General features: G+C 37.4%; 24 protein-coding genes and 1 other annotated feature. Of the genes, 1 reads left to right on the plus strand and 23 read right to left on the minus strand.

The window, feature by feature from the left end; all coding sequences use genetic code 11:
- Positions 1-12: 12 nt before the first annotated feature.
- The 13 genes from spxR to HMPREF2832_RS04490 form a co-directional block, all read right to left on the minus strand.
- Positions 13-1,290, minus strand: a complete 1,278-nt coding sequence (gene spxR, locus HMPREF2832_RS04430) for a CBS-HotDog domain-containing transcription factor SpxR (RefSeq protein WP_070505694.1) — start codon at positions 1,288-1,290, stop codon at positions 13-15.
- A complete protein-coding gene (locus HMPREF2832_RS04435; RefSeq protein WP_070505696.1) occupies positions 1,283-1,834 on the minus strand; it encodes a GNAT family N-acetyltransferase in 552 nt (183 codons plus the stop codon). The genes spxR and HMPREF2832_RS04435 overlap by 8 nt, the downstream gene beginning before the upstream one ends.
- 56 nt (positions 1,835-1,890) lie before the next feature.
- Positions 1,891-3,150: a UDP-N-acetylglucosamine 1-carboxyvinyltransferase gene (locus HMPREF2832_RS04440; RefSeq protein ID WP_070505698.1), complete on the minus strand. Its 1,260-nt coding sequence runs from the start codon at positions 3,148-3,150 to the stop codon at positions 1,891-1,893.
- Between the two features lie 192 nt (positions 3,151-3,342).
- Positions 3,343-4,533: a methionine adenosyltransferase gene (metK, locus tag HMPREF2832_RS04445; RefSeq protein ID WP_070505700.1), complete on the minus strand. Its 1,191-nt coding sequence runs from the start codon at positions 4,531-4,533 to the stop codon at positions 3,343-3,345.
- A gap of 409 nt (positions 4,534-4,942) precedes the next feature.
- The gene (locus HMPREF2832_RS04450) at positions 4,943-6,169 is read right to left on the minus strand and encodes an ABC transporter permease (protein WP_070505702.1); all 1,227 of its coding nucleotides are present in this window, start codon (positions 6,167-6,169) and stop codon (positions 4,943-4,945) included.
- Between the two features lie 136 nt (positions 6,170-6,305).
- Complete coding sequence (locus tag HMPREF2832_RS04455; RefSeq protein ID WP_070505704.1) at positions 6,306-6,737, minus strand: hypothetical protein; 432 nt, start codon at positions 6,735-6,737, stop codon at positions 6,306-6,308.
- A 137-nt stretch (positions 6,738-6,874) separates the two neighbouring features.
- Entirely contained in the window at positions 6,875-7,315 is a 441-nt protein-coding gene (locus HMPREF2832_RS04460) for a hypothetical protein (RefSeq protein WP_070505706.1), read from the minus strand.
- Between the two features lie 173 nt (positions 7,316-7,488).
- The gene (locus HMPREF2832_RS04465) at positions 7,489-7,956 is read right to left on the minus strand and encodes a deoxycytidylate deaminase (RefSeq protein ID WP_141561980.1); all 468 of its coding nucleotides are present in this window, start codon (positions 7,954-7,956) and stop codon (positions 7,489-7,491) included.
- A 249-nt stretch (positions 7,957-8,205) separates the two neighbouring features.
- Positions 8,206-8,565 (minus strand): 50S ribosomal protein L20, encoded by a 360-nt coding sequence (gene rplT, locus HMPREF2832_RS04470; RefSeq protein WP_000124830.1) that lies wholly within the window; start codon positions 8,563-8,565, stop codon positions 8,206-8,208.
- Between the two features lie 49 nt (positions 8,566-8,614).
- Positions 8,615-8,815: a 50S ribosomal protein L35 gene (gene rpmI / locus HMPREF2832_RS04475; protein ID WP_003003453.1), complete on the minus strand. Its 201-nt coding sequence runs from the start codon at positions 8,813-8,815 to the stop codon at positions 8,615-8,617.
- Between the two features lie 33 nt (positions 8,816-8,848).
- Entirely contained in the window at positions 8,849-9,379 is a 531-nt protein-coding gene (gene infC, locus HMPREF2832_RS04480) for a translation initiation factor IF-3 (protein ID WP_003003721.1), read from the minus strand.
- 16 nt (positions 9,380-9,395) lie between these two features.
- Positions 9,396-9,524, minus strand: a sequence feature (ribosomal protein L20 leader region).
- Between the two features lie 23 nt (positions 9,525-9,547).
- Positions 9,548-10,228 (minus strand): (d)CMP kinase, encoded by a 681-nt coding sequence (cmk, locus tag HMPREF2832_RS04485; protein WP_070505709.1) that lies wholly within the window; start codon positions 10,226-10,228, stop codon positions 9,548-9,550.
- A gap of 14 nt (positions 10,229-10,242) precedes the next feature.
- Entirely contained in the window at positions 10,243-10,698 is a 456-nt protein-coding gene (locus HMPREF2832_RS04490) for an SAG1386/EF1546 family surface-associated protein (protein ID WP_049482462.1), read from the minus strand.
- 45 nt (positions 10,699-10,743) lie between these two features.
- Here HMPREF2832_RS04490 and HMPREF2832_RS04495 point away from each other — a divergent pair, with 45 nt between their 5' ends.
- Complete coding sequence (locus HMPREF2832_RS04495; protein ID WP_003003472.1) at positions 10,744-10,944, plus strand: ferredoxin; 201 nt, start codon at positions 10,744-10,746, stop codon at positions 10,942-10,944.
- A 9-nt stretch (positions 10,945-10,953) separates the two neighbouring features.
- On the opposite strand, the gene HMPREF2832_RS04500 is transcribed toward HMPREF2832_RS04495, so the two are convergent.
- The 10 genes from HMPREF2832_RS04500 to HMPREF2832_RS04545 form a co-directional block, all read right to left on the minus strand.
- Positions 10,954-11,430 (minus strand): EbsA family protein, encoded by a 477-nt coding sequence (locus HMPREF2832_RS04500; RefSeq protein WP_070505711.1) that lies wholly within the window; start codon positions 11,428-11,430, stop codon positions 10,954-10,956.
- A 113-nt stretch (positions 11,431-11,543) separates the two neighbouring features.
- Positions 11,544-13,217 carry an LTA synthase family protein gene (locus tag HMPREF2832_RS04505; RefSeq protein ID WP_083306313.1) on the minus strand — a complete coding sequence of 558 codons (1,674 nt, stop codon included), beginning with the start codon at positions 13,215-13,217 and terminating at the stop codon, positions 11,544-11,546.
- Complete coding sequence (locus tag HMPREF2832_RS04510) at positions 13,217-14,083, minus strand: rhamnan synthesis F family protein (protein ID WP_070505712.1); 867 nt, start codon at positions 14,081-14,083, stop codon at positions 13,217-13,219. The genes HMPREF2832_RS04505 and HMPREF2832_RS04510 overlap by 1 nt, the downstream gene beginning before the upstream one ends.
- On the minus strand, positions 14,076-15,284 hold the full coding sequence (locus HMPREF2832_RS04515) for an ABC transporter ATP-binding protein (RefSeq protein WP_070505714.1): 1,209 nt from the start codon (positions 15,282-15,284) through the stop codon (positions 14,076-14,078). Before HMPREF2832_RS04515 ends, HMPREF2832_RS04510 begins: the two co-directional genes overlap by 8 nt.
- The gene (locus HMPREF2832_RS04520) at positions 15,284-16,093 is read right to left on the minus strand and encodes an ABC transporter permease (protein ID WP_049506533.1); all 810 of its coding nucleotides are present in this window, start codon (positions 16,091-16,093) and stop codon (positions 15,284-15,286) included. The genes HMPREF2832_RS04515 and HMPREF2832_RS04520 overlap by 1 nt, the downstream gene beginning before the upstream one ends.
- Complete coding sequence (locus HMPREF2832_RS04525) at positions 16,093-17,034, minus strand: glycosyltransferase family 2 protein (RefSeq protein WP_070505716.1); 942 nt, start codon at positions 17,032-17,034, stop codon at positions 16,093-16,095. Before HMPREF2832_RS04525 ends, HMPREF2832_RS04520 begins: the two co-directional genes overlap by 1 nt.
- Positions 17,031-18,179 carry a beta 1-4 rhamnosyltransferase Cps2T gene (gene cps2T, locus HMPREF2832_RS04530; RefSeq protein ID WP_070505717.1) on the minus strand — a complete coding sequence of 383 codons (1,149 nt, stop codon included), beginning with the start codon at positions 18,177-18,179 and terminating at the stop codon, positions 17,031-17,033. The genes HMPREF2832_RS04525 and cps2T overlap by 4 nt, the downstream gene beginning before the upstream one ends.
- Before the next feature lie 143 nt (positions 18,180-18,322).
- Positions 18,323-19,570: a glycosyltransferase family 4 protein gene (locus HMPREF2832_RS04535; RefSeq protein WP_070505719.1), complete on the minus strand. Its 1,248-nt coding sequence runs from the start codon at positions 19,568-19,570 to the stop codon at positions 18,323-18,325.
- 9 nt (positions 19,571-19,579) lie between these two features.
- Complete coding sequence (locus tag HMPREF2832_RS04540) at positions 19,580-20,878, minus strand: DUF2142 domain-containing protein (RefSeq protein WP_070505721.1); 1,299 nt, start codon at positions 20,876-20,878, stop codon at positions 19,580-19,582.
- The gene (locus tag HMPREF2832_RS04545; RefSeq protein WP_070505939.1) at positions 20,865-23,816 is read right to left on the minus strand and encodes a rhamnan synthesis F family protein; all 2,952 of its coding nucleotides are present in this window, start codon (positions 23,814-23,816) and stop codon (positions 20,865-20,867) included. Before HMPREF2832_RS04545 ends, HMPREF2832_RS04540 begins: the two co-directional genes overlap by 14 nt.
- Positions 23,817-23,973: the final 157 nt, after the last annotated feature.

Raw genomic sequence — 23,973 nt, forward strand, 5'->3', positions numbered from 1 at the left:
CATTTCTTTTGTTTAATTAATCTTAATGGTAATGGTTGCTTTCGCGACCAGCTGCAGATCTAGATACAAGCTAAAATCAACCAAGGCTGAACGTCTGGTTCGCCGAACAAGTTGTGGTTCAATGCGGATCACATCGTCCACCTGCACCGCTTGTAAAAAATGGATAATCAGCTGCTCGACAATCAAGCTACGCCCACTGTGTTGCATCATCTTGCGAACAACCTTCATCAGCACTTCGATCATGACCCCATTGGCCAAAACACCACTTTTCTCCAACATACTTGGCTCTACTGTGAATTGGTAATGGTCGTTCTCTGTTTGAATCTTTTGACCGATTTGCTCACTAAAGGTTGGTAAGCTCGAAAATTGCACCTTGCTAATCCGATCCATGACATCCCGACGCGTAATGACACCCAGCAAGGTCTGGTTATTACGAACAACAGGAATCATTTCATAATCTTCAGCGATCATCCGTTGGCTAATGGTCGCAATGCTGGTGGATAGATTGGTGGTAAAGATGGTCCGTGACATCACCTTATCAAGGGTCGTCTGAGGTGCCTTATCTCCAGCATCTCGCATGGTCACGACTCCCACCACCATCTGGTGCTGATTGACAACCGGAAAGCGACTAAAGCGATTCTTTCGAACCAGATCTAAATAATCCCTTACCGTATCAGTTTCAGAAAGATAGCCGTACTCATGGAAAGGCCGATAGACCTGCTCCACCGTCAAGATATCTGTCTTGATCTGCATGTTGGATAAGGCCTTATTGATCATAGTAGCGACGGTATAGGTATCGTGTGAAGTTCGGATGACTGGGATTTGTACCTGATTGGCCAGATCAATCACATCCTTACTCACCTCAAAGCCTCCTGTCACCAAGACTGCATTGTCATGCTTTAATGCCAATCGTTGAATGCTGGTGCGGTCTCCCACGATCAAAAGGCCCCCTTCAGACACATAGTCTAGGACGTGCTTCTCCGTCATGGCACCGATGTAGAATTTATTAAATTCTTTTTCGAGCCCCTCTTCACCAGCTAAAATTTCCGAACCGGTAATTTCCTGGATTTCTCGATACGTCAAATGCTCTAGTACAGCCTTTTTCGATTTAACACGGATGGTCCCACTTCTAGGACGCGTTTCTACAATTCCTTGATTTTCAGCTTCTTTAATGGCACGATAAGCCGTTCCATCACTGACATTCAAAAAATTGGAAATACTCCGAACACTGACCCGTTTTCCAATCGGTAATTTTTCGAGATAGTCTAAAATCTCTTGGTGTTTACTCATAGAAGTCCCCTCTACCTAGGCGGAAATCATAATAATCGCGCATTTTACGCGTATAACGGTCACTCCCTTTAAATTGACGAAAGAGACGAAAGCCAGCCTTTAAAGCGACCTTTTGACTCCCTGCATTTTCAACATGGGTGACAATCTTAAGCTCCTTCAGTTGAAATTTCTCAAATGAGAGATAGACCAACTCTTTGACCGCTTCAGTCATGAGGCCCTTTCCCCAAAAATCTTTGCGTAAAAAGTAGCCTAACTCAGCCTCACCCTTGATTTCATCCAACTTTTCAAATTTGATGGAGCCGATCATCCGATTAGTTTCCTTATCACAGATGGCCCAAACCCCCAAAGGATTTTTCATGAAATAATTGGCTAGTACATACTGGGTTTCGGCAAGATCGGCTTGTGCAGGAAAGATAAATTGTAAATTTTCAGGATTAGAAGCAATCTTATAAAAATCTTCCGCATCCTCAAAGAGAAAAGGTCGTAAATACAACCTTTGTGTTTCAATTAGTGAATAGGCAGCTAAGTGCGTCCAAATATTCATCTCAAACTCCATTGTTCGTGTATCCAGCTGCCACTATCAGATCTCTAGCTCTGTCACTATTCCTCTACCAACTGGATATTTGCTCCAAGTTGAGTCAATTTATGAATAATATCTGAATACCCGCGAAGGATGTATTCTACATTTGTAATTTCTGTTGTTCCAGAAGCCATGAGACCTGCGATCACTAAAGCCGCACCAGCTCGAAGATCCGTCGCTTTCACACTGGATCCTGTCAATTGATTTGGTCCTTCATAGATAATGTGGTCGTTCAAGGTCGAAATAGTAGCCCCCATTTTAGCCAATTCTGGCACATGGTTGACCCGCTTTTCATAAATCGTATCAACAATTCGACCACGTCCTGCAGCAGTTAAGAGCAAAGGTGTGATCGGTTGTTGCAGATCTGTCGCGAAACCAGGATAAGGAGACGTTTTGATCTGGATCGCCTTCAAGCCTGTTTGTTTTTCTACAAAGATGCTATCTTCAGAAATGGTCATGCGCACACCCATTTCCTCTAACTTGGCAATATAGCTCTCCAAATGCTCATACAGGACATTATTGATCTGGATACCTTCTCCGATAGCAGCTGCAAGCGCAATATAAGTTCCTGCTTCGATGCGATCCGGAATCACTTGATGTCTCGTCCCATGCAAATGCGGAACACCATCAATGGTAATGATATCCGTCCCTGCTCCCCGAATATGGGCTCCCATATTGTTCAACAAGGTTACCACATCGATAATTTCAGGTTCCCGAGCAGCATTCTCAATCACTGTCCGACCTTCAGCCTTGACGGCCGCCAAAATCGTATTGATCGTTGCACCAACACTAACAGTGTCCATATAGATAATCGCTCCTTGAAGGGGCTTGCCGTCTGTCGCAAGCTTCATACTGGAGCCATCCATGGTCATAGCAGCTCCCATCGCTTCAAAGGCCTTCAAATGCAAATCGATCGGACGCGGGCCAAGATCACACCCGCCAGGTAGTCCAACCGTTGCTTGACCGTAGCGCCCTAATAAACTGCCATAGAAATAATAGGAGGCACGGAGACTATTGATCTTTCCAAATGGCATGGGCATATCCTTCACCCCACGAGGATCAATGATCAAACTGTCTTCTTTGCGCTCGATCTTAGCCCCCATAATGGTCATGATGTCAATCAAACTTGCCACGTCGGAGATATCTGGCACCCCATCAAGGGTCACAATATCATCCGCCAGAATGGTCGCAGGAATCAGGGCTACTACGCTGTTTTTTGCACCACTAATGGTTACCTCTCCTTTTAGAGGGCGACCACCATTTATTACAATTTTTTTCATCTTAATAATTCATTAGCTCTTTCAAGTATTTTTCCTTTTACTATCGTTTTTTTCAACGGAAATAAAAGGGACAATGTATTTAAAATACTGCATCTATTATACCACAGATCGCCCTATTTTTCCATCTGTAGGAATTTTCAAAACGAAAAAAAGCCAGGATCATCTTGACCCTAACTTTTCCATTTCAACAAATTATTTTACAGCATCTTTCAAGGCTTCTACCTTGTCCAAACGTTCCCATGGAAGATCAATATCTGTCCGTCCCATATGACCATAAGCCGCTGTTTGACGGTAGATTGGACGCTTGAGGTCCAGCATTTGGATGATTCCTGCTGGGCGAAGGTCAAAGATTTGACGAGCTGCAGCTTCTAATTTGCTTTCAGCGACTGTTCCAGTACCGAAAGTATCGATACGAACAGATACTGGGTGAGCCACCCCGATCGCATAAGCCAATTGCACTTCTGCCTTCTTAGCAAGACCAGCTGCCACAATGTTTTTAGCAATGTAACGAGCTGCATAAGAAGCCGAACGGTCCACCTTGGTTGCGTCCTTACCAGAGAAGGCACCACCACCGTGACGTGAATAACCACCATAGGTATCGACGATGATCTTACGACCTGTCAATCCTGAGTCTCCTTGAGGACCACCTATAACAAAGCGTCCTGTTGGGTTGATGAAGAATTTTGTCTCATCATCTAGGTAAGAAGCTGGAATCACTTCTTTAATGACCTTATTAATCACATCTTCGTGGATTTGTTTATTGCTGACATCTGGATCGTGTTGGGTTGAAATAACAACCGTATCCACGCGCACTGGACGATCGTTTTCATCGTACTCAACAGTGACTTGTGATTTGGCATCTGGACGAAGATAGCTAATTTCCCCAGACTTACGAAGCTCTGCCAAACGACGAACCAACTTATGACTGAGTGAGATTGGCAATGGCATGAGTTCTTCTGTTTCATCCACCGCAAAACCAAACATGAGACCTTGGTCTCCTGCACCAATCAAATCGAGTGGATCTTGATCCGTATTCCCACGTACTTCTAGGGCTTCGTTTACCCCTTGAGCGATATCAGGAGATTGTTCCACCAATGATGGGTGTACTCCAACAGTTTCAGCAGAGAAACCATATTCTGTATTGGTATAGCCAATTTCTGCAATCGTATCGCGAACAACACGGTTAATATCGACATAGGCATTGGTTGAAATTTCACCAAAAACATGGACTGACCCTGTATAAACAGCTGTTTCAGCCGCAACGTGTGCTTCTGGATCTTGCTCTAAAATAGCATCTAAAATAGCATCTGAAATTTGGTCTGCAATCTTATCTGGATGCCCCTCAGATACTGATTCAGACGTGAAAAGTTTACGTTCTGACATAAAAATGTCCCCCCTTAAAAAATATTGTTATAGAGTTACAAAGTACTGATAGACAGTCTATCATCTTATCGGGACCATATAACACTTCATTATAACACATTACAAATGATATGGAAAATGATTTTTCAAGAAGCCCATTAAATCAGCTTTTTCGGGCTATGCGCTATCTAATTAAATCGACTTAAACAGTCCTCAAAGTTCCTAAAAAGTACTTAAAAAAGTTGACAAAAAATACCCCGTAGGGTATCTATCAATTTACGAGTTCAGTAGGCAAGATCTAGCACCCTCACACGGTGCTTTTTTTATCTTCAAAAATGGTAGGCTACCGCGCACCTATTGGTGCTCGATGACCTACCATCTACTTAAATGATAACATATCTTTAAAAATTTTCAACCCTATCTACTTTAATCAGTCTCCATTTTTCAATAATATAGTTCCAATAAATACCAAGACTCCCAGAATAAAGGATAATATATTTGGACCTATCCAATAAGTATCTGGCGTACCTATAATGGAAATAACAAATAAGATAGCTGCGGCATTTAGGAGTCCTTTACTTCCTTTTCTCATACCAATGAAAAGTAATATAGTCGCAATCATAAAACAAATATAATGGATGGCACCAATATATAAGATCAGTAGATACATGGGGTTTCCTAAAAATAAAGGAAAAATCATAATACCAAGGTGACAGACTGCTATTATAAGGGCGCTCCATAACCAAGACGACTGAAGAATAATTCTTTTTGGCGAATTTTCTTTATCATTGTTTGATCGTATCTCAGCATTCAACTGATCGTTTACATCTATCTCTCCTTTTACTTGAGGGTATTCCATCTCTGGTTTAGTTTCAATAGATGATAGATCTTGTACTTTCACCTTGGACTCCCAGCTATCTGCAACTTTATCAAACAAACCAAAAACACGACAAACAATATAAATCGATAAGAGAAGATAAAAGAGACCGTAAAAGCTTATACGAGAGATAAAAGAGTATACTACACCTATCTCAACAAGAGAAGATAAAATTAGCAAAAGAGAAAAGACTTTCTGAAGTTTATCACTTGTACTTGTGATCATAACATTAATCAGAATTAGAAACATTAACTCCATTACAGTGTATTGAAGTGTAAAAGCGTAAATTACACTCGTTCTATCCATACCAAACAATATAAATAATGGAGATATATTGGTTGAGGCAACAAATAGTACTAAATAAGTTATCGTTGATTTCCAACCATCTTTACTTTTCCAATCGTTTAAAAGCTCCCTCATTTCTACATTCTTTATAAGCAAGCAAATCCATATTAAACAAATGATATTTAGCACAAAGGAAATGTTCATCAGATTTGTTAGGGAGAAAGGTGGTAAAAAAAACATCAGTAGTTGAGTAATTGAGAGGAGAAGAACAGCTATCAATCCTTCAACATTTAAACGTTGCTTCATGATTCTCCAAATTAACCAGCAAATAATCATTCCATTCCATATAGAAAAAATACTAGAGGCATTGAACAGTGGTGTATTTCCATTTAAATTTTGAGCATTATAGCTCTCTACTAGACTACTACCATAAGAAACAAGATAAAGAATTGCTTCAAGAATTAGCAGTATACAATACCATTTTTTTCTAGACATAGATTCTCCTCCACTTTCTAAATAAAGTATTAAACTATTCATTTTATTTAAATTATAACATAGTTTGTAATCGTTTTCCTGGCGTATTATCAGTAATAAATAAAAAAGATAGGATTGAACACCCTACCTCCTATCATCACTCTTCATTTTTTAACAATACAGTTCCAATCAATACCAGCACTCCTACCACAAGCGGTGGTATATGATTAATCACCCAAGAAGGATCACCCGCAGCAATAAATGAAAAAACATAAATAGCTGCTGCTATATAAAGAGTTGCTTTATTGCCGTTCACATTTCCATTCCAAAGCAGGATAGTGGCAATAACAAAGCTAATCATATGGATTCCCAAAAAGTACAAAAAACCACCAACCCATGATCCTAGTGAAAAGAGACCTAATAAAAGCAAAACGATATAAGCAATGGCTAGGACCGAGGCAAAAGCAAGTATTCCAGATTTCCCAATTCTCTTTTCTGAATCAAATTCACCAACAGGTGAACGAACTTCATCTGTAATCCTTTCCTCTTTCTCTTTTTTTACTGCAGAATGTTTTGGTTGATCTGACATTTCATTTCTTCCTAAAGTTCTTAGTTATCTTTTAAAATAATAGTACTCAAAAATCGACAAAAAGAATTGATTTAACGATCGCTTTGATCGACCCGAATACTTTTTATTAAGTAAAGTGGCCCATACCTATCTTTTAATTAAAAGCTTTTCTCTTCTTTAACCAGGAGTGTTCCGATTAAATCCAGAACACCTAAACATAAGGGAGCAATTCGAAATATTTCCCAGTCTGGATCAAAAGCCAAGATGATAGACAGCAGATAGAGTCCAATACTCGCATAAAGAAGGCTTTTATTCCCTTTCTTCATCCCTAGTCGAAGTAAAAAGGCCCCAATCGCAAGACTTAATAAGTTTGGTCCAAGGAAAATCAAAACGACAAATCCCCATCCATAACCCCAAAGTGCAAAGAGAGAGACAAACAATACAAGATAGATAATGGATAAGTAAAAGGTCACTGAAAGAAGAATAGAATGTAAGCTATTTTCTTTTGGAGGATTCTGAACAAATACAGAATTGGGATGATCTTCACTGATCTTACTATGTTCCTTATTTTCTTCAAAATGTTTCTCTTGGTCTGTCATCACGGTTTCCTACCTTTCATATAACAACAGCCCCAGGTCCCTGGGCGAATAAGAAAATTAGATAGCAAATTTTACGTATCATCCCACTCTTCTTCCTCTAGACGAATCAGCCAAGCATGATCTCAAAAACAAGCTTTCTATTAGATCTATATCAAGTTTTAGACAGGATTTTTTTAAATGAAGTCTGCCTCAGCAATGGCTCGTTTCACTTCTTCAATTGGCAGATGAACCAGTTCTACTTCTTTTTCACGGTAGAGGTATTCTGCATATTCATCGATGCGGTATTGATGGATGTATACCACCCGCTTGCAGCCAACTTGAAGTAACTGCTTAGTACAATTGAGACAAGGAAAATGCGTGACATAAGCTGTGAAGCCTTTTGGAATCCCTCTTTCAGCTCCTTGCAAAATAGCATTGACTTCCGCATGAATCGTGCGGACACAGTGTCCCTCGACCATAAGGCAGCCATCCTCTAAACAATGATCTGTTCCAGAAACAGATCCATTATAGCCGGTTGCAATGACCTTATTATCCTTAACCAGAACAGCCCCTACTTTCGCCCGATTACAGGTCGCACGATTCGAAATCAGTAAGGCCTGTGCCGCAAAATACTCATCCCATGCTAGCCGATTGTGTGTCACCTTTAGCTCCTCCATCTAATATGATTACTCCTATAATTGATTTCATTATAGCATGAAATCAGCAAGAAAAAAAGGGAGTGGGAAAGAACTCTGACTAGTAAAAAAGAGTTCGTTTTCCCACCCCCGCATAGTTGATTAGGTCATCTTTAGAGCTTAAAAGCGAATAAAGATACCAATCAACCACTGCGTCATACAGTTATTTCTATCATACATCAAAGGCTGGACAACTTTTGCCCAGCCTCATAAACATTATTTACCAAGTTTTGCTTTAGCTGCATCTGCAAGAGCTGTGAAAGCTGCTGCATCGTTAACAGCCAAGTCAGCAAGCATTTTACGGTTCACTTCGATCTCAGCCAATTTCAAACCATGCATCAATTGTGAGTATGAAAGTCCGTTCAAACGAGCTGCCGCATTGATACGTGTGATCCACAATTTACGGAAGTCACGTTTCTTTTGACGACGGTCACGGTATGCATAGTAGTAAGAGTTCATTACTTGTTCTTTTGCAGTACGGAACAAGATATGTTTAGCTCCATAGTAACCTTTAGCTAATTTAAGAATACGTTTACGACGTTTGCGTGATACAACGCCACCTTTAACACGTGCCATTTATATTTCCTCCAATATTTCCTAGAATTCTTTACTTACGAATACGCGATTATTTCAAGCGAGTAAGCATTGCTTTGATACGTTTGAAATCTCCTGCATGCACCATAGATGCTTTACGAAGATGACGACGTTGTTTCTTAGTTTTTCCGTGGAAACGGTGAGAAGTGTAAGCACGGAAACGTTTAAGTCCACCAGAACCTGTACGTTTGAAACGTTTAGCTGATGCGCGGTGTGTTTTTTGTTTTGGCATGATATTTTCTCCTTTTTTTAACTTTCTGACAGATTATTTCTTGTCAGTTGCTGGCGCCAATTGCATGAACATTTGACGTCCATCCATCTTAGCTCGTTGTTCGATGATCGCCACATCTTGTGTCGCTTCAGCGAAGTCGGCTAAAACTTTAGCACCAATCTCTTTGTGGGTAATCATACGACCCTTAAAGCGAATGGATACCTTCACTTTATTTCCTTTTTCAAGGAATTTGCGAGCATTGCGAAGTTTTGTATCGAAATCACCCTTGTCAATCACTGGGCTCAAACGAACTTCTTTCACGGTCACAACGCTTTGTTTTTTGCGTTGTTCTTTTTGCTTCTTCTGATACTCAAATTTGAACTTACCGTAGTCCATAATTTTCGCAACAGGAGGTTTAGCTTGAGGTTGAATGAGAACCAAGTCAACATTAGCATCGTCCGCAAGTGCTTGCGCTTCGCTAAGTGGTTTGATACCCAATTGCTCACCTTCAAGACCGATTAAGCGAACTTCACGTACACGAATTTCATCATTGATGAATAAGTCTTGCTTTGCTATGGTTTTCACCTCTTTTTTATTATTCGAGAAAAACAAAGAACGGACCTGCAAAACAGGCCCGAACTACATGATGTATTTCATTACTGAAACTTGATCCGTAGGGGCCAAGCAACTTGCGTCACAAGGCGAGAAGTTCTCACTTCTGCTTTTCTCAACTTTTATATGATATCAAGTTTTTTATTCTTTGTCAAGAAGTTTTTTTGCTTTTTCTTCAATAAATGCAACAACGTCTGCAATTCCAACACCCGTTGTGTCAAAATGAATGGCATCAGCTGCAGGTTTCAAAGGAGAAACGGTACGGTGGCTGTCCTTATAGTCACGCTCAGCGATTTCTTTTTTCAACAATTCAAGATCCGCTGTGATGCCCTTTTCAACATTTTCCTTATAACGACGTTCTGCCCGCTCCTCTACCGAAGCGACCAAAAAGATCTTCAACTCTGCATGTGGAAGGACGACCGTCCCAATATCGCGTCCATCCATAACGATGCCCCCCTCTGCTGCAATTTCTTGCTGTAGAGTGACAAGTTTTTCACGGACTGGCGCAAGCGCTGCAACCCATGAAACATTGTTGGTCACTTGGTTATCGCGAATTGGGTGGGTAATATCCACGTCTGCTACAAAGACAAGCTGCTCTCCCTCTTCCGATCGACCGAAACTAATTGGATACTGATCTAAAAGGGCTAAGAGGTCATCAACCTGTTCAGCTGTCAGATTATTTTGCAAAGCTAGATAAGTCGCTGCACGATACATAGCCCCCGTATCTAGATACGTATAGCCTAGATCCTTGGCAATGATCTTTGCAACTGTGGATTTTCCACTAGAAGCCGGTCCATCAATGGCAATTTGAATTTGTTTCATGCTGTCCTCAACTCCTACTGAATCTTAACGACATCACCAGGATTGGCATACCAAGATCCTGTAGACATATGAGATGGATTTAACTGTTCCAATTGGGCAATGGAAATACCAGCACGCGCAGCGATCGCTGCTTCCCCTTCACCTGCTTGAACAGTGATCGTGCCTTCTTCAGAGTTCTCATCTTTTGAACTATCGTCTTTAGCCGCTTGGTCAGTTTGTGCTGCAGGGGCTGATGATTTCTGTTCAACCTTAGTCTCTCCATTGTAGAAACCAGACATTTGTTTTGATTTATTGCTGCCACCTGTTGAAAGGAAAATCAACAAGCAGACCATCGCTACTACTACTACAAAGAAAATAATGGCTAAAATTGTCAATAGACGATCTGCCTTCATTCCATTTAACTTACTCGTTCTTTTCAATGTTTCTTCTCCATCATCGTAAATATCTTCTTCCCATGGTTCTTTTGCCATGACTTCCTCCTTGTTTTTTCTCGTAAAAATCATTACAATAGAAGTATGAAAGTTACGTTAATTCCAGATCGTTGCATCGCTTGCGGTCTCTGTCAGACCTATTCTGAATTATTTGATTACCATGACAATGGCATCGTTAAATTTGCTGCTGAAGAGGACGACCTCCTTGAAAAGGAAGTTCCTGTCACAAACGATGTTCTCGAGGCTATTAAAGAATGCCCCACTCGTGCTCTCTTAAAAGATTAAGAGGGCTTTTTATTTGTTTGCACAATACATCTCGTAGTAATCCACATGGATGAAATTGTCCGTCAGGATTACTTCTCCCTTAAAATAAGGATTTAAGGCAAGTGCATTGATAAAGTATTTTTTCGGCCATTTACGCATACAGAATGTTCGACTGCGCGATCCATCATTAAATATAAGCTTGATCGATTTCTTATTTACTTCGACCTTTTCGATCGAGTCAATCTTTACCTTGATTGGAGTAAAAGGATTAGCTGTAATAATCCGCAAGATCCCATCCTCATAAATCGTGAAGTAACGATGGACCCCAATCGCGAGCAAGACCATAAATAAAAAGAACGAAAACAAAACTAGCGTTGGCACACTAGAGCTCTCATACATCAAGGCCAGTCCAATAAAGACCGGAATCACTGCAATGGACCAATAAGTCACAAGAATAGATAAGTCCGGTTGCCAATGATAATGGACCTTTCCAAATATCTTAATCATGAGCGTACCCCCATCTAATAGTTTAGCATAAAAAACAAAAAAAAGGGAGCCAGACAGCCAAAATCACAAAGATTTTTACCTGCTAGCACTCCTTTTAAAAGTTTCATTCTGTCCTAGTTTTTATTTTGAGATACTCTAAAGTATTCATAAACTTTTTCTTTGATCATTTTTAATTCACTTTCAGGAATTTCCTCTACCTTACTCCCTGATGTTTTTTTCAAAACAGTACCTTCGGAGTATATAGAACTGAACATATTGTCATTGTTATCTTGTGAAAATAGGGAGGTGCCTAAAAAATAATTTGTCGAAGAATAATCTAAAAAATCTAGAACAGTTGGTGTCATATTAAGAGAATTTTTCCCATTCACGTCTATTGTCTGAGACGATACACCTTTATAGTATATAAAAAATGGAATTTTATCCAAACTTACATGATCACGGTTTTCATTTGGGAATGCTTTTTTATATTCATCATCAACATACGTCGCATGGTCAGTGGTGAAAATAAGGACTGTATTTTCTGATATTGGACTTGAATTAAATCGATCCATGAATTTTTTAAACTGCTGATCCATCTCATAGAATCGATTGAGAACTCTATCATTACCATCTCCTAATTTATAATTATATCCGTCAGAACCTACATGTGTCCCAAATGTGTACATTGAAATTAGAAACGGAGATTTATTTTTTGAATAATTCTCTATTTGTGAGAACAGTTCCTCGTACGCTTCTTTGTCAAATGAGATTTTTCTACCATTTTCCAACTTTGAACTATAGATATTATCAAAACCTAAATCAGAAAGGTAATCTGTAAATTCTTTATTTTTAGGTTCAGTATTTATAAATTCAGTTTTATATCCTTGTCCACTTAAAAATTTAGGAAGAGAAATTAAGTAATTCCGTGAATTATTCTCAATTTGATAACCCGAGAATAATTGACTTTCTATACCTCGGTATGTTGCAAACGTATGATTATAATAATTTCTAAACGATATAGATTTCGACTCATATTCTTTAATTGTTGGAGTAATATTTCTACTGTCATCGATAATATGATGTGAAAATCCCTCAGTAAAAATTAAGATTATATTTGGCTTATCAGGGAGGTTTGATGGTTTTTTAACATAATCTTGAACTCCATCTTTAAGAAATTTTTGTTTAAGCTTTTCTGATTTTATTAGGGTCTCTCGTTTTACTTTTTCAAACTCAATTTTATCTTGTACCAAATTATATGTTGAAACAGTAGGAGACATTTTTACCGGTAAAAATTGTAATACAATTAATTCAAATACTAAAATCAAAATAGCAAAAATAAGATCTTGGAATTTCCATATTGGGTCATCTTGCAGATTTGCTCTTTTGAATTTTGACGTATCTAACAATTCAATTTTATTAATCGGTAAAAAACTAAAAAACAATAATAGTAAAATAGCAAAACCATAGATAAACGCTCTACCACCCAATGCTTCCCATGAACTTATGTTATCAACCATAGTCAATGTAACATACGAAGTTCCAAAATTTAACACAAGTATTTGTGTATTATATAACAGCAGTAACACACTATTGAAAATTTGAGTGATAACTTGAAATTTCTTAATAAAGAAATTACTCAGAAAAAAAATTAATGACAATTCAATTAAAGATATGATTGTATAACCAAAATTTTTTGTACTACTGATAGCCAGTAATGAAATTATTAGTGAAAATAAATATTTTATCAAAAATAAATTCTTAAAATAATATAACTCTTTAGCCTTTATTATCTTTCTCTTTAATTCCACTAACTTCTCTCTACTACTCTCTTCAATTTATTAACTACTTTTTTAAAGATACTAATTTTCTCATTTCTCACAATTTCGTTTGAGAAAAATTCTATTGATGAATACACATTTTCCAAGATTTCAGAAGGAAAGTCTGAAATTGATTTTATTTCACATTTTAATTGATTTGCTTGTTCTTGATGTGATTGTAGCGCTTTTAATTTTAAAAATGGTACCCTATGATTCAAGATGTCAAACGGCCTATAGTAAGAAAAATCAGGATGAACCATTTCTTCAGAATTTTCGTGCAAAGTATTAAAAACCACTTGATAGTTAAAACCTGATTTTTTTAATTTAGATGTCAATCTAGTTTCATAGCGATCAATTACTTGTCTAACATTTTCAAAATTTTTGATACTCATCCAAAATTTTTGAAAAACCTTAGATGATACTACCGATTGAGAATAAGATACAAAGTAACTTTGGACATGTTCTTGAAAATACTTCGTTTTTTTAAAGTTTGTCATCCCCCAAAAATCGCAATCTATAGCAGATTCATATGATCTAAAATAAGGTTCCAATGACCAAAGAGGGCCTATACATGTATCATTCATCAATGTCACAGAATCATACTTTTCCAAATGATCAAAACCAACGTATTCCATTCCATCTCGCCAAGCTGCAAAATCAAATCCAATATTTGCTCTTTGAATAATTTCAGTTATTCCAATCATTTCTAATTTTCGCATGTAATTCTTTTCTAAATGACTGTTGGATATTAAAATTACACGAGAAAAAAGTGGTTTTATTTTCTCTAACTGATAAAGAACATGCTCACTCACCTCATCAAATTTATTATAATGAATGTACAAAAGAATTCTATTCATCAACTAAAGTCTCCCAATGACCATTCCTCTGAATCAATCCAGTAGCAGAGTCTTTTGCAGAAATATCATCATCAGAAATATCTGTTCGATTTAACAAAATTATAGGTGAATTATCGCCCTTTGCAAATGCAAGCATTGTATTCGAACTATCTCTTACAGAAACTTGAAGTTTTAATTTGATATCATTCAAGCTTGATAAACTACATGAGTAACGGAAATTCTTTCTTCCTTTTCCAGCTGTCAAAAAATCTAAAGAATTATCGTTATATACCCAAAGTCCACGGTCAATTTCAGTTAGTGAGAAAGCTATGTAAGTTTTAATTTCCTGATTAACATCATATGACACCTCAAACTCAATGGGATCTTCAGGACTTGACATTTTATTCGAAAGCAATTTTATATTTAAATTGCTTACAGCTGAATCCTCAACTGTAACATCATCATTCGAAACCCTTTGACTTGATGCATTATCATAACTATATTGATTTGCAACATCGTCAGGGTTTCCAACTACTTTAACCAACCCATTTTCAATTAAAACAGCTTTATTACAATATTTTTTTACGGCATTCATATCATGGGTAACAAGAATCGTCGTCTTACCTGATTTTTTACGTTCCATAAAGTAATCATTACACTTGCGTTGGAAGGCTTCATCTCCTACTGCAAGGACCTCGTCCAAAATCAAGATATCACCTTGGGCCTTAATCGCAACCGAAAAGGCTAGACGAACCTGCATGCCTGATGAGTAGTTCTTTAGCTTCTGGTTCATGAATTCATGCAACTCGGCAAAGTCTACGATGTCATCATACATAGCATCAATTTCAGCTGTTGAGAAGCCCAGCATGGCCCCATTCATATAGACATTTTCTCGACCTGTCAGTTCTGGGTTAAAGCCCACTCCAAGCTCAATGAAAGACACCAATTTTCCATTGATGGTAACAGAACCTTTTTCCGGCACATAGATTTCTGAAATAATTTTTAAGAGAGTCGATTTTCCAGAACCATTTCGACCTACGATACCATAAAAATCACCTTTTTCAACCTCAAAAGAAATATCACGTAAAACTTCTTGTTTCTTGTAACCCTTAATCCCCCTAAAACGGTTTACTAGTGTTGTTCGTAAACTTTGAGTTGACTCTGTTGGTAATTTAAAAAATTTACTTACATGGTCTACCTTAACTGCTACATTACTTGACATTATAAAATCTCCGCAAATCGTTTCGAATTTTTATTGAATACAATCAAACCAATCACAAAAATGAATACTGGAATACAATATGGAATACAAGCTATCATTTTATTATCAAAGATATCCCAACCACGTGGATTAACTGGATCAATAATAAAATGACGCATATCTTGTAGCATTTGAGCTATTGGATTCATCATCAACATTTTAGCAACTGCCAAATGATTTCGTTGCAATAAATAGGTAATCGAATAAATAATAGGACTGGCGTACATACCTGCTTGAAGAACAACTTCCCAAACCGGACCAATATCTCGATATTTAACAAATAAGGCCGATAGGATAAATGCACACCCCATAGCTAAGATTAACATCTCAATAAATAAAGGAATAATTATTAGAGAATGAATACCAAATGAAACATTATTTATGAGAGCAAATACAAATACTACTAAAAGATTAATAGAAAAATTAATTGCAGCTCCAAAAACTGAAGAGACAACAATTGTTTGCTTAGGAAAATTCAATTTGCGTAGCAAATCTCCTCTTGAAACAATAGACAACATTCCCATATTTGTTGCTTCCGTAAAGAACGTCCAAAAGATCATTGATAAAAGCAATCCAACAGCATAATGCGGTGTCCCATCATCAAATCTTAAGAAGCGAACAAATACCACATACATGATACTAAACATCATCAGGGGCTTTAAAATCGACCAAAGATAACCGATCGCTGATCCTTGGTAGCGTAATTTAAAGTCTGTTTTGATTAACTCTCGTAATAAAATTCGATTTTTCTGACTAAAAACGTCAAACATTATTTTTTACCTCGATATGCAAACTTTGTCAGAATCAAGCTGGTAAACACTAAGGTGTGAAAAGCTCGGTTCTTACGGTAACCATACTGACGAATCCGTCTCAAACGTTCTTTTAGTGGAACATCCAAAATGGTCACAAAGTTTTCAATAATTTCTTTATTTTGGGGACTGACAGGCAGATCCAATAGATTTTTTGCTTGTTCTTGACTGGACTCGATGAGATTCCAATACTTAGCAAAAAGAACATGAGGGCGAACCCAGTTTTTGACCCGTTTTCTAAGGGTACGAGCCCCCAGAACATTGCTACTGTGCTGACGGTACAATTCTGTTGGCCGATCAATATAGATGAGCTTCCCAAAGGCCGTTGCCAATAAGGCCAAATACCAATCATGCATAAGGAGCGCATGTTTTTCTTGACCTGTCCATAACTCCGCCAGAGCGTGGTTAATCGTGGCTACCCCACCAGTTACCGTATTTTCCGTCAGCTCTTGAATGAGTTCTGTATTGGCATGATCAGACTGGGTGCGAATCATGCTCTCATGCTGCACGTTCAAGTTTTCATCGACCACTTTCAAATCTGTGTAGACCAGCAGAGGCACTTCTTGAGAATGCTTCTCGGCTTCTGCTACCTGAAGAGCAATCTTTTCTGGTAGCCAAACATCATCTTGATCACTGAAGCAATAAAGATCCGCTTTTTCATATTTCAAGAGGGCATGGAAGCTCTTGATGACACCGAGATTTTCGATAGCTCCCTGGTTGATAAAGCGAATGCGCTCATCTTGGGCAACCAACTCTTGAATGATCTCCACCGTACCATCTCTTGACCCATCATCTCGGATCAAGAGTTGCCAATTCTGATAAGTCTGGTCTTGGATACTTTTGACCTGCTCTTTTAGATACTGTTCACCATTATAGGTGGACAACAAGATATTTACTTTCATGATAAGAATAATTCCTCGTACTCACCTACAATTTTTTCCCAGGTAAAGTTTTGCTTCATATTGGCTTTAGCTCGTTGACCCCATTCAGATACATCTTCTAAAGGATCGACCTGATTAATCAAATGTGCCAAATTCCCAGTTTCTTTAGTCCAATATTGAGCCGAATCCTTAGCAACCGTTTGATTAAAGGAGACTCCTAAAACTAAATTCAGATCCGTCTGGGCAAGAGCCTCTAGGAGACCAGGATTGGTTCCGCCCACTTCATGACCATGGATATAGGCAAAGGCTTCTTTACGGATATACTTCAACAGGTCTTGATCATAGACGGTTCCTACAAACTTAACACGAGGATCCTGATCAAATCCAGTTCGAGATCGGAGCTCCTCAAAATAAGGATTGTCTTCCTGGTTACAAATGATCACCAAATCCCGCTTGGTAGAAGAGACCATGAATTCACGAATGGCAGTCTCGTAATTATTTTCTGGAACAAAGCGACCCAAAATCAAGTAATAGTTTTTCTCTTGTGTCTGCCACTTCTGATAGAGTTCTCTGACCTTCCTATCCTGACTGGTCAGGCTGGTCGGAGATAAGTCCGTCCCATAGGCAATATAGGTCGTCTTGGACCAAGGGTAGGCTTCTTTGATATAGGACTCGATTCCTGGGTTGTCTGAAATTACCAAGTCAGCGTGGCGCGTCATGATCTTTTCAGAATACTTGAGATAGGCTTGGATCGGCTTGGCCCACTTGGCCCTCTTCCACTCCAGTCCATCTGGGTTGATATAGAATCGTCCCCCCAATTTATGGATCTTACGCGCAAAAGGCGCCACAAAGGCTCCGATTGTATTGCCCAAGACGTAAAAAATCGGCTGTTCAATTCCTTGTTTTTTAATAAGCTTCAAGGCATAGTTGATGGCCATCATATCATAGGCGATGACACGCGCAGGCCCAAGCTTAGGGGCTTTAATCGTAAAACAATCCACACCCTTGTAGTCAAAATGTTGATAAGCTTGATCATTAGAAAGGCAAGCAACATGGTACTGGATATCTGGAGACACTTGATGCGAAACCAATTGGTCCACAAAAGTCTCAAAACCGCCATATTGAGCCGGAAGCCCACGACTTCCGATAATAAAAACATGTTGCATAGAGTTCCCTTTCAAATCATTCACAGTCTATTCAATTATACCATTTTCTAGGCTTTTTGCCTAATCCAAACAGAAAAGGGAGTGTCACAGACGGAGCTTTAAATAAAATTCCTTCTGTAACACTCCCACTATGATAAAGAATTCTAACCCAGTTTCTTCAGTCTAAATATTTTTTTAAAAGCAGATTTTACACTCTTTATTAGAGCTTTTCGGCTGTTTAAAAAATCCGTATCTTTCTGATTTACTTTTTTATTACGCAATTCATCAACCTCAATCTTTTCAGTAATATTAGCATAAACTCTCTCAAGAGAATATCTCTCTTTTAAACTTGGAACAGATTGTACTGCTTCAAATTTCTCTTGATCAAATCCATCAAGGACCTCTGAGATCATTCTAGTTAAAGCATTTAAATCACCCAAAGGGTAGATATGACCTTGCTCATTCATATATTCAAAAGCAGATTTATGCCCCGCATTATCTGATAAAATTGTTGGAATACCATTTAAAACAGACTCAACATAAACAAGACCAAACGTCTCCATACTAGATGGAAAAACAGCTAAATCCTTATCAGTAATCTCCGACCAAGGATCATCTAAATACCCCAAAAATGAGATATTTTTCAAATCTTGCTCTGCAATATAATCATCGCAGAGTTGTTTGTAATCCTCATCCCATGCGCCTAAAAATACAAGTTCGGTTCCTACTCGATTAAGCATCTGAAAAGCTTTAATTAACTCAAGCTGATTCTTTCTCTGAGTCAAGCGACCAACTGAAACAATACGATGTTGATCATTAGATTCAATTTTTACATCTTCTTTTGGTTCAATTTGAGTATAAGGTGCAAAGGAATAAATCTTCCTATTTGGAAAATACTTTTCTAAATCCTCAGTTAAAGCTCCTGTTACAGCAAAGATTTCATCAGAAAACTTATCTATAAAATCTAGTTTTTCTTTGTAATAACCGAACTCCCCCTCAGGAAATTCATGAATCAACCAAAAATGTTTGACATTCTCAAAAGCTGCAGCAAGTGCTCCTTGAAAGACGTTGACTGTATTACTGATGACAAGTTCCACCTTGTTATCTACAATAATATTTTGAATATCTTTGACATTTTTATTATAAGAATTCACTCGTATAAAATGACTAGCCGGCAAACCACCCGGTGCTTCTTCCCACCACCATTTGACAGCTGAAAGACAATAGTTCTCAATCCCTTCTTTCTGAAGTCCTACTTGATACTCTTCTTGAGATGGAACTTTATAATCAGGAAAAACGTTTAATACACGATAACCTTTTTTCACAAGAAATTCCATCAGATTTACAATTGAAATTTCAGCACCATTATCCAACGTTCCTGTTGGTGAAATGAATAGAATTGTTTTGGCCATAATTTTCTCCTACATCCAATAGAATGGAATTATCAAAAAAATGGAAATTAGAAAATTTACTAGTAGTGTTATGGTTGAAATTTTTAAAACTTTATTTTGCGAGATTTCAAAATTTCCTAAATTTGCCACTAAAGGTAAAAAGAGGATTAAAAATGGTGTAAAATATCTCCCTTGAGAACCAACTGAAACAGAAGCCCCGTGTCCAAGAACAATCGGTGTCCATTGAAGGTACATAACTGTTACAGTAGCTAGAACTTGAATTGGAAACAACCAGGCTGCAAAAATTGAAAAATCTTTTGAAAAGAAATCTTTTTCATTAGCTAAGAAAATTAAAACCATTACTGCTATATCTATAAAAATCAGCCATAGAGGTAACTGCAATGTAAAGTTTCCTAAATAACCAAAAACTCCTATTGTGAGAATAGAATTTAAATCTCCATTTTGCCTTGCATTTACAAGTGTATTTAAAAGGACATGAATATAATGGACGAGACCACCTTCATTTCTCATTAAAAATTGTAAAATGAAACCTATTGTTATAAGTAGTAAAAGATAAAAGACAAACTTATATCTAGAAACTATAATCTTTAACGACTTAAACGGTCTATTTAAAACTTTTAATATACCCTTAAATTCAAATGATACAAAAGGTATCAAACCTAATAACAAAATATTATTTGGTTTTGTTGCTAGAAGCAAAATCGCAAGGCCTATCACTTGAACAAAATTACGATTGGTAAATCGTTTCGAATAGGCGAGATTCGTGATAAAACCAATAGCCAACATCACTTCCAAGTAATTCATCACATCATAAGAAAGAGATGAAGCTTGTTGGACCATAATTGGTAATAGTGATATAAACATCAAGGCTGTCTTTCCATACTTAAAATAACGTATTAAAAAGTACAACCCAAGTATATAAGCTAATGCATTAAAGATACGCCCCATATAAATGATCAGCCCAACCGAGGGACTAATCCAACTTCCTATCGTCATCCCAATTAATTGAGGTAAAAAAGAAATCGTTTTTAGACTAATACCAAATTTAAATGGCTCATTCTTCATTTCAATTTTGCGTGCTAGAAGTTGTTTATATTCCCTTGGTTTAACCTTATCATTACTTGGTATCTCATCCATCCACTTAAAGGAATTCTCCGTTGGTTTGTGGAAAGTCTCCCAAGTCATACGTGCGTGGTTCATTTCATCTGGAACACGATTAATCGGAAACACAAACATAAATGTGAAAATAAAAATCGTTGCTAATATGAAAAATAAATTTTCAACTTTTATCTGTTTAATTCTGTTCAAAATAAGTCACCATTTCATCTTTCTTGCTTAAGGTACAATTTTCAAAGACTGTTCGGTAAGCTGATTCTGCTAAGTTTTGTCTTAATTCTGGAGATAAAACTAAAGCTTCTAGCTTGTCAAACCACTGACCATCAGTAGCTAACAGACCTGTTTCACCATCAATAACCATATCCGAGAAAGCTCCTATCTTGCTTGCTACTGTTGGTACTTTCACCAAAGCAGCTTCAATCCACTTAATCTCAGATTTGGCACGATTAAAGATAGAATCCACAAGCGGTGCTAGGTTAATATCAACCTCACTAATCAAGGCAGGCAATTTATCCCAGTCCACATAATCATGAGTGACAATTTGATTTTCAAAGGATTTCATATCTTGTGGGATATCCAGAATCCCGACAATATGTAATTGGACATTGCTATATTTTGTAAGCAGTTGCTTAATAGCTGGTTTAATCAATTCAAAATTCTCATTGTGACTAATTGAACCAGAGAAATAGCCAATCTTAACAATATCAGATGTTTGAGAGTAATCTTTGATATATTGACTACTAATAGCGATTAATTCATCAGAAGCCAAGTTACGATTAAGTAAAACCTTACTTTGGTACTTATACAGCTCCTCCTGCAACTGGTTAGTCGAAGTAATGGCACCATCACAGTTTTCTAGCATATAGCCATAATTTCGAACACCTGCATCATAGTTTCCTTTTTCAACCGAATTCAACCCTTGCGTATAACTTAATTGATCTGTATAAACCGTATCAAAGACTAAATCATCAATATCAAAAAAGACAGGTTTTCCATATTCCTTAGCCAAATGACAGAGACGCAAAAGTTCAGGTGAGATTGGGGAACGGTAGATAATGATGTGACTAGCATTTTGAGCCATCGATAATTGGAAATCAGATAGGTTAACAACTTTAACTGCAAAGCCATGTTTGCGGAATTGTTCTGCCTTGTTCAAGACACGATAACGGGTACATTGCGGAATAATATTTTCAACCCCATCAATCAATAGAATGTATTGATCACGTGGAACAGCCTTAAATTTATTTACAATATCTTCCAAGATTGCCACAGGGTAATCCGTTTCTTTTGCAACAAAGTCCAACAAGTCAGGGACTTCTGAATCACGATCCAGACCTTGCCACAAGAACTGTTCTTCATCATAATTTTTCAGAGCTGTGTATTTCACCAAAGGGCTACCTGCTTTGAGCATCTTAAGTGGGTGAATATACATGGCAGAATCTTCGTATTCTTGCACGACCGCATCAAAACGATATCCCAAATCAGCAAAATGCTTAGTAAAACGTGTCTCATGTCGACCAATCGCCTTATCACGAGAATCTGTATCCGTCAAATGCGTCCAGTACTCATAAAAGACATCATCGTTTAGCATGAGCTTTTCAATAACTAAGAAATAAGATTGAAGATGTTTAGGAATATAACCATAAGGATTCTCCTTAGTAACATCTTCTTGTTCTTCGCCAAAGGAAATCCCCCAGAAATCTAATTGCTTATCAGCCATTTCCTTGAATACTTGAGACAAATTTCTCATCGGACCAATATTGGTATCATTCACCAAGAGGAGCTGGTCGTAATCCTTAAGCTTGTCTTTACCAAATGCAAAAATTCCTTCTCTAAAGGCTGCAGTGTCGTATCCTTTATTGTCACGAGTTAAAACTTGACCATAAGTATCGAGAGTATTGATGTCATCTTCATGAAGCTGTCCATTCACAACAACAACAACATCATCTACCAATGGAGACAGGGCTTGTAAGAAAAGTAATTTATATTCTTGAAGACGAGCTTCAGACTCAAAAATGACATAAACCAACGCTTTCTTACCATTATATGACAAGGCAGAGCGTTGACTGTTTCTAAGACTGCGTAACTGACGAACCTTAAGTGTTGTCATACGACGACGTAGCTGCACAACTTTGACTTTTAAAGCTCTCAAATAACTTTTAATAGCTTTGGGATTCTTAGCAATTACTCCTGCTGTCTTGATTGGAGTAATAAGGGCGTTCCCTAAACGATATGACAGCGAACTTCGGATAAGCTCAATTTCTTCTTGAGCGTCTTTCAGTTGTTTAGACTGCGTATATTTTCTTCGTTCAAGTTGAACACGTTCTTTTTCCAACCTCTTTACATAATCCGTCACTTCACTGTGATGATTTATCAAGTCTTCTAATCGATTCTCTAAATTCATTAAATTATCGCAAACTGCTTGATAAATGTCATGAGGAAGCTTATCCAGATATTTCTCAAGAACTTCGAGATAAATCTCATAATGATATCGTACAGAGTCCCTTTTTGAAATCGAATCTTTCTCAAAAACGCGATAATTAAGCTTGGTATTCGGCTGATATACTGCTTTAGCACCATTATTGATAATAAGGTTCAAGAAAAAATCATAGTCTTCGAGTTTTTTCCCTGAAAGTTTTTCATCATAATAGGTACCCTTTAATATTGCTTTTTTTACTAATGAACAATTTGAAATATAATTCGATACCAATAAGCTGTGCAATTCAAACTCTTTGGCTTTTAGGTAGACTTCATTTTTTTCAAAATTGAATAGATCACAATACACTATATCCGCTTGATGATTAATCGCACAATCATATAATTCTTCTACATATCTATCATCTAAGAAATCATCACTATCTACAAATAAAAAATAGTCCCCATTTAAAAGATTGAGTCCTTTATTCCTTGTTCTCACAACACCAATATTTTTATGAGATTCAAATGTCGTAACGAAAGGTGAATCCTTCAAAACCTCTTGGATAATTTTGTTAGAACTATCCGTCGAACCATCATCAAGAACAATTAATTCAATGTTTCGATAGGTTTGGTTAAAAATACTTCGCAAACATTGTTCAATATAATTTTCATGGTTGTAGCATGTCACAACTACTGATATTAATTTAGTCATTTTTTTATCCATTTCGATATTTATCCTCCTAAATTGTCAAATTAAGTTAGACTTTTCAAGTAACCCAGAAAAACTTGGTAGGGTGATTGATAATTCAATGATATCCTAGGAATTCTATTTCTTGAGGCTGGGACAAAAGTCCTAGCCTCTCAATTGT

This window comes from Streptococcus sp. HMSC073D05, from assembly GCF_001812015.1.
Classification (GTDB): domain Bacteria; phylum Bacillota; class Bacilli; order Lactobacillales; family Streptococcaceae; genus Streptococcus; species Streptococcus parasanguinis_D.